Origin of the sequence: Nostoc sp. UIC 10630, assembly GCF_010747425.1 — a bacterium.
In the GTDB taxonomy this organism is placed as follows: Bacteria; Cyanobacteriota; Cyanobacteriia; order Cyanobacteriales; family Nostocaceae; genus Nostoc.
In genome coordinates, this window is the sequence record NZ_JAAGOG010000030.1 from 40720 (window position 1) to 54245 (window position 13526).

A 13526-nucleotide genomic window follows, 5' to 3' on the forward strand; every position below is an offset into this window, starting at 1 on the left:
AATGACAAATGACCAATGACCAATGACCAATGACAAAAAGATTTTTAATTGTGGATGATGAAGAACGAATTCGCGAATTAGTACAAGCTTGTTTAGAAGACTTGGGAGGATGGGACACGCTGACAGCTGCATCAGGGCAAGAAGGACTAAAAATCGCCCAGACAGAACCTATTGATGTGATTCTGCTTGATGTGTCTATGCCTGACATGGACGGCTTTGCAGTATATGAAAAACTTCAGGCAAATTCCGCAACTCAAGCAATACCAGTGATTTTTTTAACTGCGAAAGTTCAAGCAAGCGATCGCGTCCGTTTCGCTCAGATTGGAATTGCTGGGGTGATTACTAAACCTTTTGAACCCACCTCTATTTGCGAAGAAGTTACTGAGATTCTTGGATGGGACGATTAATTTTGAAGTTTTAATTTTTTATTTTTGTAATTTATTTTTCTAAATATTATCCGTCAGCTTTTGATCTCTCCAACCCTCTTAAAAAGACTACCGTGTCGTCGTCTACATACAAATCTTTGAGAGTTGCTGTGTAACATAGGGTGAACTAATCTTTGCAAGTCGACACATTAACATTGCAGGTCGATGCATTAGCATTGCAAGTCCATGCATTAGCATTGCAAGTCCATGCATTAATATTGCAAGTCCATACATTCGCATCGCAGGTCGATGCATTAACATTGCAAGTCCATGCATTAACATCGCAGGTCGATGCATTGGCATTCCTCCCCAACAGTGGCGACAAATTGCAGACAATTATTTAAATCAGAGGCAAATATGCATTCTGAAAATGAATGATATTTCTCAAAAACTATATCTGGCAGTAAAAACTGTTAAAACCCATAAAGGTATCGCTTCAATATCACATTTTTAACTTCAAACCCTTTGATCTAGTTAGCCTCTTTTATCAGGTTGCTACACTGCTGGGTTTGCATCTTAACTTCACGAATAGATTAACGAACGCGCTCTACCTAATTATTTTTTTTGTAAAAAACTATAATCCTCACCAAATCTTTAGATTTAGAGATTATTTTTTGAAAGTCTCAATTTAATTGTGACTAGCGCTTAGAGAATCTCACAGGTGTAAGAAGATGAACAACAGAAGTTTTGCAACTATAGACGGCAATGAGGCTGTTGCCCAAGTCGTCTATCGACTGAATGAAGTCATTGCTTACTCGATTACTTCTTCTTCACCAATGGCTGAGTGGGTAGATGCTTGGGCTAATGAAGGTAAACGCAATATTTGGGGTACTGTTCCCTCGGTGGTACAGATGCAGAGTGCAGCAGGTGTTGCTGGTAATGTACATGATGCTTTGCAAACTGGTTCACTGACAACCACCTTTACAGCATCGCAGGCGTTATTGTTGATGCTCCCCAATATGTACAAAATTGCCAGAGAATTCACACCTACAGTTTTTCATATAGCAGCGCGATCGCTAGCCGCCCAAGCTCTATCTATTTTTGGCGACCACAGCGATGTTATGACAGCACGTGATACTGGTTTTGCCATGTTGTGTGCCGCATCAGTGCAAGAAGCACAAGACTTTGCTCTAATCGCAACACGGGCAACTTTAGAATCACGAATACCCTTTCTGCATTTTTTTGATGGCTTTCGTACATCCCATGAAATTAACCAAGTAGAGACTTTAACAGATGATGACCTGCGAGAATTCACTCCCAATGAATTGATATTCGCCCATCGGTCACGCGCCCTCACCTGCAATAAAACTGTTTTGCGCTGTAGAACACAAAACCCTGATGTTTACTTCCAAGCCAGGAAAACTGTCAATCCTTACTATTTAGCTTGTCCAGACATAACCCAGAAAGTCATGGATGAATTTGCTGCGATGACAGGGCGACAGTACCAACTATTTGAATACCACGGCGACCCAGAAGCCGAACGAGTTATTGTGCTGATGGGTTCCGGTTGCGAAGCTGTACATGAAATAGTAAATTACCTTAACACCCTTGATCAGAAAGTGGGCGTTTTGAAAGTTAAACTATATCGCCCTTATGATGCCAAACGCTTTGTCGCTGCTTTGCCAGAAACTACCCGTAGCATCGCAGTTTTAGATTGCATCAAAGAACCAGGCGCATCTGGTGAACCATTGTATTTGGATGTAGTCGCTGCTATCCGTGAGTCATGGGGAGTAGAAGAGCAGAAAAGCAGAGGATCAGAGGTAAAATTAGAGTTAGATTCTCCCTTACCTCTGCGCTCCTCTGCACCTTTGCCTAAAATTATTGGTGGTCGCTACGGTTTATCTTCCAAAGAATTCACGCCAGCCATGATTAAAGCTATCTTTGAAAACCTTGCTGCTACTCAACGAAAAAAGAGAGTAACGCAAGGCAAACGCATCTAAAATATTGACGAGATCCTGTGTTTAGTAATTTACCAACTCAAAATTGCCAGGTGGAGGAAGACTCTTGAGCAGGGAAGCAGAGGAGCAGAAAAGAGGCGAATACCAAGTCTTTTTTCCTCTACCCCTCTGCTGAGAACCAAACAAAGTTTCCTTAGCAGACTACTAGAGCGCGTTGATGATGTAGTCTATGTAGGAGTTGATCTCAAGTCCAGGATCGCCTGTTAAACCATGATTAGCCTTGATATACTTGAGCGCTTCAGCATACCAACTGGGAACCAATTCAAAGCTGCTGTGCATTTCAGCCAGACCTGCCAACATATAATCATCAGCAGGGCCCGTACCGCCTGCAATCAAGCAGTATTGAATTATTCGCACATAATAGCCGATATCACGTAAGCACTTAGCTTTGCCGCGACCATCAGAAGCATAGTTGTTGCCTTGCATGGTGGTGGTATAGGGGAACTTTTGGTAGACTGCATTTGCAGCACCTTCAGCCAACTGTTGAGCTTTCAAACCAAGCTGCTTTGCTGCTTCCAGGTCTGCGGTAGCCAAGCGCAGGCGACCAAATGCAATTTGAAGTTCGACGTTGCCTAAGTAACGACCTTGAGAATCAGCAGATCCAACCGCTTCAGTCAATTGTGTTTTCATTTAAATGATATTTTCCTAATGTTTCAAAAAGTTTTATTTGGACAAAGCTTTAGTGCCAAAGAGCGTTAGCTGGAACGTCTCTTTGAAAAGGTGACAAGCACTTGAGAATTTTGTCTGAAAAAATGCGTGTGAGTCTACAGACTTTTAGCTTACTGCTGCTGCTGCCCGATCAAAGTAGCTGGATAATTCAGCCATCAAAGAACTACAGTCACCTGGTTGGATATTGTTGCGATCATTGGCGATCGCAATGGCAGCTTCTTTCATCTTGATGATGCTGATTCCCGTGGAAGGCCCAGGAACACCCAAAGCCAAATAAGTTTCACGCAGACCATTCAAACAGCGATCGTCCAGAACGCTGGAATCTCCCAGGAACATCGCATAGGTGACATAGCGCAAAATGATGTCCATATCGCGCATACAGGCAGAAACCCGACGGTTAGTGTAAGCATTTCCACCAGGAGCAATCAACTGGGGCTGCTCTGCAAACAATGCACGAGCTGCATTGGTGACGATCGCTGAAGAGTTACTTGTAATCCGGTTCACAACATCGGTGCGCTTCGCACCATCTTTAACCACAGCCAACAAAGCATCAATTTGCTCGTTACTGACTAACTGACCACGAGTATCGGCCTGGGAAACAACCTTGGTAAAGGCATCTAACATTAATCCAGTCTCCTAAATTTGTTCAATTGAGTAAAGTTATGTCTCAAAACTGAGAGGTTCAGTCTTTGTAATCTGTTTGTACAATGCAGTGAGAAACATTTTTATGAAAAATCATTGATACCTTTCGCATCAATGAGAATTGAAGGTAATTGCACTAATGTCTGCGAGGGTGCAGGAAAAGGAGACAAATGCCGCTGGGAAACTGCGTTTTGGGCAGAGAACTCAGCAGTTCATCTCTTGCCCTTAGCTGCAATTTTTGTTTCATTGATACTATTCTTTACACTCGAATTATTTCAAAAATGTTACATTCACCATCATTTTCTGGCTGACTCTCGCGATCGCACCCGTTTCCCTTCAGATCGGAATTTCTGGGGTGATTACCAAACCTTTTAAACCCAACTCTATTTACACAAAGAAGTTATAGAAATTCTGGGTTGGGACAATTAATTTTGAGGTTTTGTAACAAATTCTATATCTTCATTAGTTTTTTATATTTTGGATTTATCTTTCTTAGTTATAGATAAAAATATTTTGAATGATAGGAAAGTCTAATTAAATGAAATGAATATAGTAAAGGAGGTAAATACAATTAGCAAAACGATATTGCTAATTGATGATGAATTGAATGTGCGTGAAATAGTAAAACTTTGCCTCCAAGATTTAGCTGGTTGGAATGTGGTGACAGCAGATTCTCCATTAGAAGGATTACTGAGTGCAGTACGTGATAGTCCCGATGCGATTGTATTAGATATCTCAATCCGTGACACTGCTAGTTTTGAACTTATAAATAAAATTAGAAATAATCCAGAAACTCAAGCTATTCCTGTAGTCTTGCTTAGTGCTAAAGTACGATGGCTGAATTCGCAAATTCTGCGACAGTATCAAGTTGCAGGTATAATCCTCAAACCTTTTGATCCAGTTACCCTGCCTGCTCAGATTGCTACACTGCTGGGTTGGGATTTTACTTCACTAATAAATTAAAAAAGTGTCGCTTTTCCACCCCTATCTAAAGCTACGTGTAGCTTGCTTCTTTGCAGGAGTACGCGGTTCATTCTGTTATCCCTCAAAATTAATGCGATAGACCAGTAATATTCTCCATGCTGTATGGGCTGTGAAACCGCGTGTTACCCTAAATGACCAAAATAGCTTTATGATTCTCTACAAAACCATATTTGAAAATATTGTGGTAGTAGACCTAAATATTCTCAAACTCAGTCTGAAATATAGTAAATTACCTTAAAAGTGATTCGTGCAATCTGGGTATTGAACGTTTTTTCAGGGTCAAAGAAAGTGCAGGGAGATGAAAAGTATGGCTGAACACCCATTTCATGACCAACTGGGTTTAGAGGAACAAGCTGAGAAGCTTGGAAAGCAAGCAGTAAGTTTGGGTCTGATTCCCAGTTTTGTGGTGCATTACTTTCCAGATACTTGGGTATTTTATATACCTAATGAAAGTCAATCAGAAGCGCTGACACCAGAAGAGGCATACTTTCGTTTAAAGCAACTGGTTAAATAGTAGATATCTTGACAACAGATTTTTGAAGATAACAGCTAAGTACTGTAATTGTTAAGTAACAGTAGTTATGGCTAAACCTGCAATTTTAACCGTCGATGACGATCCAGAAGTGTTGCAAGCGGTGTCACGAGACTTGCGGCATCAGTATGGCGATCGCTTCCGCATTGTTCGGGCAGATTCCGGGATTACCGCTCTGGATGCGGTGCAGCAACTCAAATTACGGAATGAAGCAGTTGCTTTATTCTTGGTGGATCAAAGAATGCCCCAAATGGGAGGTGTGGAGTTCCTTGAACAGGCAAAAGTCATCTTTCCTGATGCAAAACGCGCTTTGCTGACGGCCTATGCAGATACAGATGCAGCGATTAAATCAATTAATAGTGCCAGACTTGATTACTACTTACTCAAGCCTTGGAATCCACCAGAAGAACGCCTATATCCGGTTTTGGATGATTTACTAGATGACTGGCTAGCGGGATTCCGCCCACCCTTTGAAGGGATTCGAGTCATTGGTAATCGCTGGTCGCCTTTTTCCCATCAGGTAAAAGATTTCCTGGCGCGTAACCAGATTCCCTACAAGTGGTTGGATATTGAACTGGAGCCGGATGCAGCTAAATTAGTGGAATACGCAGAAGCTGATGGTAGACAGCAATTACCCTTGGTACTGTTTCCCGATGGTTCCCGATTAATCCAACCATCTAATTTAGAGATTGCTGCCAAAATTGGACTGCAAACCCAGGCAGAGCGACCATTTTATGACTTGGCGATCGTTGGTGGTGGCCCTGCTGGACTGGCAGCCGCAGTCTATGGCGCTTCTGAAGGATTGAGTACGGTGTTAATTGAGCGTGAAGCTCCGGGTGGTCAAGCAGGCACGAGTTCGCGGATTGAAAACTATCTGGGGTTTCCTGTTGGCTTGAGCGGCAGCGATTTAGCCAGGCGGGGAGTCACTCAGGCGCGGCGATTTGGGGTAGAAATTCTCACTCCTCAAGTAGTAACTGGAGTTAAGCTGCAAGATCCTTATCGGGTTCTGCAATTGGCAGATGGCAGCGAGATTAGTTGCCATGCACTTTTAGTTGCAACCGGCGTTTCCTATCGTTGGCTAAATGTGCCAGGAGCCGAGAAGTTGACAGGAGCCGGAATTTATTACGGTGCTGCCATGACTGAGGCGATCGCCTGTAGCAATGAAGAGGTTTACCTCATAGGTGGGGCAAATTCTGCTGGACAAGCAGCAATGCACTTTTCTAAATATGCCAGCAAAGTAATCATGCTGGTACGGGGCGAGTCGCTTTCATTGAGTATGTCCCAATACTTGATTGACCAAATTGCGGCGACTGCAAATATCCAAGTTTGCACAGGTTGCAGTGTTGTGGAAGTGAAGGGAGATGAACATCTAGAAGAAATTGCGATCGCCCATAGCAAGACTGGACAAACTGAAATCGTGCCAGCGCGATCGCTTTTCATCTTCATCGGTGCTATCCCCAAAACTGATTGGCTCGATGGTGTTATTCGACGCGATACTCAGGGGTTTATCGTTACAGGCCCCGACTTAACGCAAAATGGCAAATCTCCTCCAGGTTGGCCTTTGGAACGCTCACCTTTCTTGCTAGAATCCAGCGTTCCTGGCATCTTTGCAGCCGGAGATGTGCGATCTGGGTCAATTAAGCGGGTGGCATCCGGTGTGGGTGAAGGTTCGATCGCTATTCAATTCGTTCACCGCTACTTGAGCAATGTTTAGCTGGAACAGGAAAAACTAAGGAGGTTGATTCATGTTGTGTATTGAAGAATTGATCAACTTAGACCCGTTTCAACAGCTTTCTCAAGAGCAATTGGAGTGGGTTTGCGATCGCGCTCAAACAGTTGAACTTTCTGCCGGAGAAGTGTTGTCTCATGAGGGAGACCCTGCATGTCGCTTATTCATCCTAGTCAAAGGTAAAATCAAGATCACCCGCCGCAGTGAAGGAGTTGAAATTCCCATCGGGCAACACGAAGCCCCATCTTTTTTTGGTGAAATTCCAGTACTCACGGATGAACCTGCACCTGTCACAATGCGGGCATTGACAAATTGCCACCTCTATCAACTAAAAGGAGAAGATTTCCGTAAACTGCTCCATGAATGTCGTAATTTTGAGCGGATGGTTTTCCGCATTATGGAACGTCGTCTACGGGGACTAGAGTCCTTTATTCGGGGACGGGAAAAGATGGCCGCTTTAGGGACACTTTCTGCCGGTCTAGCTCATGAACTCAACAACCCAGCCTCAGCCCTCGTTCGGACTTTAGGAGAAATGCCGGCCGCCATCCTGGAACTACAACGAATGAACTTAGTTTATGGGCAACGCAATGTTGAAGAAGCCCATACTCAAGACTGGTTGAGAATCCGGGATCAGGGCTATGATGCAATTTTGAATAATCGCCTAGATCCAGTGACATTAAGCGATCGCGAAAACGTCTTGCTGGAATGGTTAGAAGATTATGGTGTGAAGCAGGCATGGAAATTAGCCGAACCTTTAGCAGAAGGTGGTGTTGAGGTCGAAACCCTAGATAAGATGATGGAACGTTGGCGCAACGACGAGACTGAATTGCGAGAAATGGGATTGCACTGGCTATCGCTCTCATTTGAAGTCATGTCAATGATTAAACATGGTTTACGAGGAGCTGAGAGGATTTCTGAACTTGTGCAAGCGATGAAGTCATATTCTTACCTCGATCAAGGCGTTCAGCAAGAAGTCAATGTGCATCAAGGTTTAGAAGATACATTGCGACTGTTTGTTCATAAACTCAAGTGCGGCATCCAAGTACAACGCAATTACGAGCAACATCTTCCCAAAATTCTTGCTTATGGGAGTGAACTAAATCAGGTGTGGACGAACTTGATTGATAACGCCATAGATGCAATGGATGGTAAGGGACTGCTGGAAATTACAACACACCATTGCGATCGCTTTGCCCATATTGACATCATCGATTCTGGTAGTGGAATTCCACCTGAAATTAAAACCCGCATTTTTGAACCTTTCTTCACCACCAAATCAGTGGGGCGTGGTTCAGGACTTGGTTTGGAAACCGTTCGCCGGATTGTAGAAAATCGTCATCATGGTACGCTCTCATTTGAATCACAGCCAGGTAGAACTTGTTTTACTATTTGCTTGCCCAAGTCAGCCCCTTTAGGGAATTAAAAATTAAAAATTAAAGACAATCAGTGGGAGCCTGTACTAGAAATTAATTCAAAATTGTCAGGGTATCATTATCTGCTAAGGTGCCCAGAATTTGCAGAATTTAGTTTGGAGTAATTTAACTAATTCGGCGGAATTCCCCATCCATCTACACGGTGGGGATGGATAGCCGGGTGACGACGAAAACACCTCCGACTAATATTAACCGCAGGTTGATTAGAGAGTGAGGTGCAAGAGATGCCACCAATTATTTTATTTGAGTCTTTTACCACAATCTATATTTATGATAAAACAAACATATCAAGGAGGTGATATTGAGTGCTACACAAAGCTGTACAAGTTCGTTTATATCCATCAGTTGAGCAGCAAATTCAATTAGCTCAAGCTTTTGGTTGCGCTCGTTGGTGGTGGAATTACGCCCTAAATAAGTCAATTGAGACTTATAAGGAAACGGGGAAAGGACTTAGCCGTGCAGCGCTCAACGCATTTCTTCCTACACTCAAAAAGGCAGAAGAGACTGTGTGGTTATCTGATTGTTATAGCCAAGTTTTACAAGCTACAACACTGAATCTAACCACAGCCTACAAAAACTTTTTTGAGAAACGTGCTGGATTTCCTAAATTCAAATCTAGGCACGGAAAACAGTCTATCCAGTATCCTCAAAACGTCAAGATTGTAGATGGCAATGTCAAACTCCCCGGTAATATTGGGGCAATCAAAGCCAAAATACATAGACAGATTGAGGGGAAAATCAAGACTGTTACTGTGAGTAAAACGCCTTCTGGGAAATATCTTGCATCCATCCTGACTGAAATTGAAGGAGAAAATCCGGTTATTTCAGAAGGTAAAATATATGGTATCGATTTGGGGCTAAAACACTTCGCAGTTGTTACTGACGGCGAAAAAGTATCCATTTACGATAATCCTAAACACCTTGCCAAACATGAAAAAAATCTCAAGCGCAAGCAGAAGAAATTAGCACGTAAGGTAAAAGGGAGTAATTCAAGAAATAGATATAGAAGAGTTGTTGCCAAGGTGTACGAGCGAGTTACTAATTCACGGCAGGATTTTCTACATAAACTTAGTTATAAGTTGGTCAGCGATAGCCAAGCTGTCATAATAGAGAATCTTCATGTCAAAGGCATGGTACACAATCATAAATTGGCAAAGTCAATATCTGATGTGGGTTGGGGAACATTCACTAATTTTCTAGCCTACAAGCTAGAACGCAAAGGTGCGAGGTTAGTTGAGATTGATAGATGGTTCCCCAGTTCAAAACTCTGCTCTAATTGTTTCTATCAACTCAGTGAGTTGTCATTGGATGTCCGGGAATGGACTTGTCCTCATTGCAATACTCATCATGACAGGGATGGGAACGCAGCAGCGAATATTAGAGCAGAGGGTATCAGAATGATAAAGGCGGAAGGTTCAGCCGTTTCTGCTGTAGGAGGGGAGGTAAGTCCTATTCTTGGGCGAAAGTCTAAGTTTAGGCACTCCCCCATGATTACAGAAGCCCCAACTTCAACCGTACTCGGTAAGTTGGGGTAGTTCACGCACGCCAGCGAAGTACTTGATCCTTAACAGGGTTCACAAATTCTCGTCCTTCAGCGACAGACCGGGCATACTCCCGCTTTAACTGGTAATACCACTGCGCCTGCATATCTGAATCCTTAATCAGTCGCAGAACAGGATTATATTTAAGGCCAATCTGTTGCTTTTCCACAACCGTTCGGTCTTGACCCAGGAAGGTTTGTGCCAGTACATGCAGGAGTGGCTTGAAAAATCCCACCCAGGGAAGTGTCGAATAAAGAACAAAATTTACCTCAGTTTCTGTGTCTGAAATGGGTGTAACTGCCGTCAAATTAACAACTCGATGGTTGCCAATTGTGGTTTCTTCTATTCTGACGCTAGGTAAACGAAAAGAAATCTCCGTTTCCGGTACACCACCGCCAATCAGCAAGTATAATCGACCTCCATTCGCTGGTAATCGGTGTCGTCGCATAGTAAAGCCGTAGGGTGAAGCATCAAATTGCTTGACTTCCTCATGCAGTTGCCCACTTCGCCACCACCAAGCACGATGAACATAAGGTGAATGAGCAGGGTCCATCAGACCTACTACTGCATGATCCACAAAACAGGGAAATCTCATCACCTCTACAAATTGGGGCGATCGATCCTCAAACCCTGGAATCACCGGAATTTCCATCTCAGAAGCAGCAGGCTGAGATTTATCGGGATCAGCCATATATATCCAAATATTCCCTTGGGCTTCCCGAACTTCGTAGGACTGTACATCAAAGCGGCTTAAATCCATCTGCTGCTCCTCAACAAGAGATGGAATTGCAGTACAGCGTCCAGCCGGGTTAAAGCGCCAACCGTGATAGCAGCATTCCACTTCCTGTCCATCGAATCTACCACAACTCAAAGGCACGGCACGATGAGGACAAATATCTCTCATAGCCGAGACTTTACCATTCTGGTCTCGGACTAACAGCACAGGTTCACCCAAGAAAATGCGGCTGATCATCATACCTGGCTTGATATGATTACTAGGCAGAGCATAGTACCAAGTATTACGTAATACAAAGTTATCGTTATTTTTCATCACTAATTGCCTCTGCCTTTGACACAACGAAAGTTCTGGTTTGTGGAAAGGAAGGTTATGCTTAGAAACATTCTTTGAGATTTTTAATTGCTGTAAGTAAATTCAACTGATGCACTTGTTAGTCGTGTTCGTAATTCTCTCAGATTTGGGTTGTTCTGAGAGGATTGTAGATGTGAAGTTGCATTATTCGCCAGAAATTTGGACAAATACCGTTCTTTTGCGCGGCCCATCCAACTCAAAAAACAACACAGATTGCCAGGTTCCCAAAGCTAATTTCTCATCCACAATGGGAATTATCTCACTAGTGGTCAGCATCATTGCCATTAAGTGAGAGTGAGCATTAATCGGCTCATCTTCTGGAACATCTCTTAAATGCAAGTCATTATGCAAGTAACTGTCCGACTCTGGTGCTAATTTTTGCAAGAATACTTTTATATCTTCTAACAGTCTGACTTCATTCTCGTTGATAGCTAAAGCTGTTGTTGTATGTCGAGAAAATACTAAAACTTGTCCATTTTTAATTGATGTTGAAGCAAGAAACTCTTGAATTTGTGATGTTATATTATAAATATTAATTTTTGGCTCAGTTTCAATTTCTATTAGCTTATTAATAATCGGCATCTGTTCAATTTTATATTTAGGATTGCAGAGCAGGCAGAAAGCAGAATGAATGACCTCTAATTTCTAACTATAGTTTCCAAACCTTGTAATAATCTTTCTATACCTTCTTTGGCTGTCTCTTTTTGCAGCGCACCGTAAGCAACGCGCAGGTAACATCCGTCATCCATACCAAAAGTTGTACCTGGAATGACTGCTACTTTATGTTCCTGGATTAGTCTTTTAACTAACTCAAAAGCATCCATCTGAGTATTAACTTTGAGGAAAAAATAGAAAGCGCCATTAGCTGGTGTGATGCTACATAAACCTTGTAAGCGGTTAAGGGAGTCGAGTACTAATTGCCGCACTTGAGAAATTGCACCTATATTACTCTGCAAATACTCCTCTTTGGCTTGCAATGCCCCTAAAGCTGCATATTGAGAAATGACTGGCGGACAAATCAAAATTGTATCCTGGACTTTTTTGATAGCGACAAATAAGTGTTTGGGAATCACCATATAGCCAATGCGCCAACTAGCAAAACCGTATGCTTTGGAAAGGCTAAATAGAGAAATAGTGTACTTGCTACTCCCAAATGCGCCAGGAGAAACGTGTTTTACGCCGTTATAGGTAAAGTGCTGATATGCTTCATCGCTGATGTGGTAAATGCCATTAGTGTCACAAATTTGATTTACTTGGCGCAATGCTGCTTCTGAATAGACGACTCCAGTGGGATTATTGGGTGAAATTGTGACTATAGCCCTTGTTTTGGGAGTAATTGCTTGAGCGATCGCTTCTGGGCGTAGTTGGTAATTTTCATCTGTCGCCACTAACACCGGACGACAACCAGCAATTGCGATCGCCATTTCATGGTTGAAATAGTAAGGCGTATTCAAAATAATTTCATCGCCTGGGTTAGTAATAGCAAGAATGGCATTCATAAATCCCATATTGCTCCCTGCTGTCACGACGATGCAGTTTTCCCCATTGATTTCAATACCATTGAAGGCTTGCAATTTTCCAGCAAGTGCTGTCAGCAATGGGGGAATTCCCTCGACTGATTTGTATAAATTGTTAGCAGGCTCGGCGAAAAATTTGGGTAAAAATTCGATAGTTTCTGGTGGGGGGTTGTAATGAACAACACCCTGTCCTAGAGAGATTGTTCCTGGAGAGTTTTTAATCAGTTCCCCAACCACAGGAATAATCGGCGACTGTACACCCTGCATACGAGAGGTTAGGGATTCCATATTTATTGGGAATTGGGAATTGGGAATTGGGAATTGGGAATTGGGAAACCCACGGGTTTCAAGCGTGGGATTGTAACAAGGATAACGATTTAAGAGCGCTGCGTGTCTCGAAAAACATCTTTTTTCAAATGGGATTTTGACCCATAACTAAAGTTTCTATCACTATTCCCTGTTCCCAATTCCCTATTGCCAATAATAATTAACCGGATTTGCGATTAATCAAAAATTTAATCAATCGAAATCTGTTGAGGCCCACTTGCTTTGCCATTATGTGCTTCTGTTGTGCTGCTGGTATAGCTATTTGAGCGGCTCTGTTGATCCAGCCAGCTTTTAACAGGATCGTCTGCTAGATTGAGCCGAAGCACACCAGAGAATAACCCACCTACAAATGAGGCTGGATGCTGGATAAATTCTCTGAATATAGGTGACAATTCATTAATGAACATAAAAAGACTCCTGGCGGTGCCATCAAAAATTATTACTTCTTAATTGATCGTAACCTGTTGATTAGTATATGGTCGGCGGTAACGTAGTTGCGAACTTTTTGAGCTTGAATTCGAACAAAAATTCCCGACTTCTTTAAGAATTCGGGAATTTGAGCTTGCGGCATTAATAAGGAGGGAGCAGGGAGCAGAGGGGAAGGGGTATGAAGAAGAGACAAGGAAGAGGTGGGAGACGGAAAGACTTTTTTAATAATTCCCCCTTGTCCCCCTTGCCC

At 42.7% G+C, this 13526-nt stretch carries 15 protein-coding genes and 1 pseudogene; 8 read left to right on the forward strand and 8 right to left on the reverse strand.

Annotated elements, in window-relative coordinates; genetic code table 11:
- Positions 1–29 precede the first annotated feature (29 nt).
- The 3 genes and pseudogenes from G1O98_RS10525 to G1O98_RS10530 form a co-directional block, all read left to right on the forward strand.
- Positions 30–407 (forward strand): response regulator, encoded by a 378-nt coding sequence (locus G1O98_RS10525; RefSeq protein ID WP_163928743.1) that lies wholly within the window; start codon positions 30–32, stop codon positions 405–407.
- 152 nt (positions 408–559) lie between these two features.
- Positions 560–769 (forward strand): hypothetical protein, encoded by a 210-nt coding sequence (locus G1O98_RS39435; protein ID WP_207794496.1) that lies wholly within the window; start codon positions 560–562, stop codon positions 767–769.
- A 327-nt stretch (positions 770–1096) separates the two neighbouring features.
- A pseudogene (locus G1O98_RS10530) lies at positions 1097–2326 on the forward strand (pyruvate:ferredoxin (flavodoxin) oxidoreductase); the annotation flags it as partial.
- Between the two features lie 201 nt (positions 2327–2527).
- Here the strand turns inward: G1O98_RS10530 and G1O98_RS10535 are convergent.
- Positions 2528–3013 carry a phycocyanin subunit alpha gene (locus G1O98_RS10535; protein ID WP_114080581.1) on the reverse strand — a complete coding sequence of 162 codons (486 nt, stop codon included), beginning with the start codon at positions 3011–3013 and terminating at the stop codon, positions 2528–2530.
- A gap of 144 nt (positions 3014–3157) precedes the next feature.
- Positions 3158–3676: a phycocyanin subunit beta gene (locus G1O98_RS10540; protein WP_163928744.1), complete on the reverse strand. Its 519-nt coding sequence runs from the start codon at positions 3674–3676 to the stop codon at positions 3158–3160.
- A 561-nt stretch (positions 3677–4237) separates the two neighbouring features.
- On the opposite strand from G1O98_RS10540, the gene G1O98_RS10545 reads away from it, so the two are divergent.
- The 4 genes from G1O98_RS10545 to G1O98_RS10560 all read left to right on the forward strand — a co-directional run bounded on the left by G1O98_RS10545 (position 4238) and on the right by G1O98_RS10560 (position 8362).
- Entirely contained in the window at positions 4238–4657 is a 420-nt protein-coding gene (locus G1O98_RS10545) for a response regulator (protein ID WP_163928745.1), read from the forward strand.
- A gap of 328 nt (positions 4658–4985) precedes the next feature.
- Positions 4986–5192, forward strand: coding sequence for a hypothetical protein (locus G1O98_RS10550; RefSeq protein WP_163928746.1), 207 nt, complete (start codon positions 4986–4988; stop codon positions 5190–5192).
- A gap of 67 nt (positions 5193–5259) precedes the next feature.
- A complete protein-coding gene (locus G1O98_RS10555; RefSeq protein WP_163928747.1) occupies positions 5260–6924 on the forward strand; it encodes an FAD-dependent oxidoreductase in 1665 nt (554 codons plus the stop codon).
- A gap of 31 nt (positions 6925–6955) precedes the next feature.
- A complete protein-coding gene (locus tag G1O98_RS10560) occupies positions 6956–8362 on the forward strand; it encodes an ATP-binding protein (RefSeq protein WP_163928748.1) in 1407 nt (468 codons plus the stop codon).
- 119 nt (positions 8363–8481) lie between these two features.
- Here the strand turns inward: G1O98_RS10560 and G1O98_RS10565 are convergent, their stop codons facing one another.
- Positions 8482–8631, reverse strand: a complete 150-nt coding sequence (locus tag G1O98_RS10565; protein ID WP_163928749.1) for a hypothetical protein — start codon at positions 8629–8631, stop codon at positions 8482–8484.
- Between the two features lie 46 nt (positions 8632–8677).
- Between G1O98_RS10565 and G1O98_RS10570 the strand changes: the two genes are divergently transcribed.
- Positions 8678–9907 carry an RNA-guided endonuclease TnpB family protein gene (locus G1O98_RS10570; protein WP_163928750.1) on the forward strand — a complete coding sequence of 410 codons (1230 nt, stop codon included), beginning with the start codon at positions 8678–8680 and terminating at the stop codon, positions 9905–9907.
- 1 nt (position 9908) lies between these two features.
- On the opposite strand, the gene G1O98_RS10575 is transcribed toward G1O98_RS10570, so the two are convergent.
- The 5 genes from G1O98_RS10575 to G1O98_RS39440 all read right to left on the reverse strand — a co-directional run.
- A complete protein-coding gene (locus G1O98_RS10575) occupies positions 9909–10964 on the reverse strand; it encodes an aromatic ring-hydroxylating dioxygenase subunit alpha (protein WP_163928751.1) in 1056 nt (351 codons plus the stop codon).
- Between the two features lie 183 nt (positions 10965–11147).
- The gene (locus tag G1O98_RS10580; RefSeq protein WP_163928752.1) at positions 11148–11585 is read right to left on the reverse strand and encodes a secondary thiamine-phosphate synthase enzyme YjbQ; all 438 of its coding nucleotides are present in this window, start codon (positions 11583–11585) and stop codon (positions 11148–11150) included.
- A gap of 56 nt (positions 11586–11641) precedes the next feature.
- Positions 11642–12808, reverse strand: coding sequence for a pyridoxal phosphate-dependent aminotransferase (locus G1O98_RS10585; RefSeq protein ID WP_163928753.1), 1167 nt, complete (start codon positions 12806–12808; stop codon positions 11642–11644).
- A gap of 227 nt (positions 12809–13035) precedes the next feature.
- The gene (locus G1O98_RS10590; protein ID WP_012407370.1) at positions 13036–13254 is read right to left on the reverse strand and encodes a hypothetical protein; all 219 of its coding nucleotides are present in this window, start codon (positions 13252–13254) and stop codon (positions 13036–13038) included.
- 32 nt (positions 13255–13286) lie between these two features.
- The coding region (locus G1O98_RS39440; protein ID WP_207794497.1) for a hypothetical protein at positions 13287–13526 on the reverse strand (240 nt) is incomplete at its 5' end.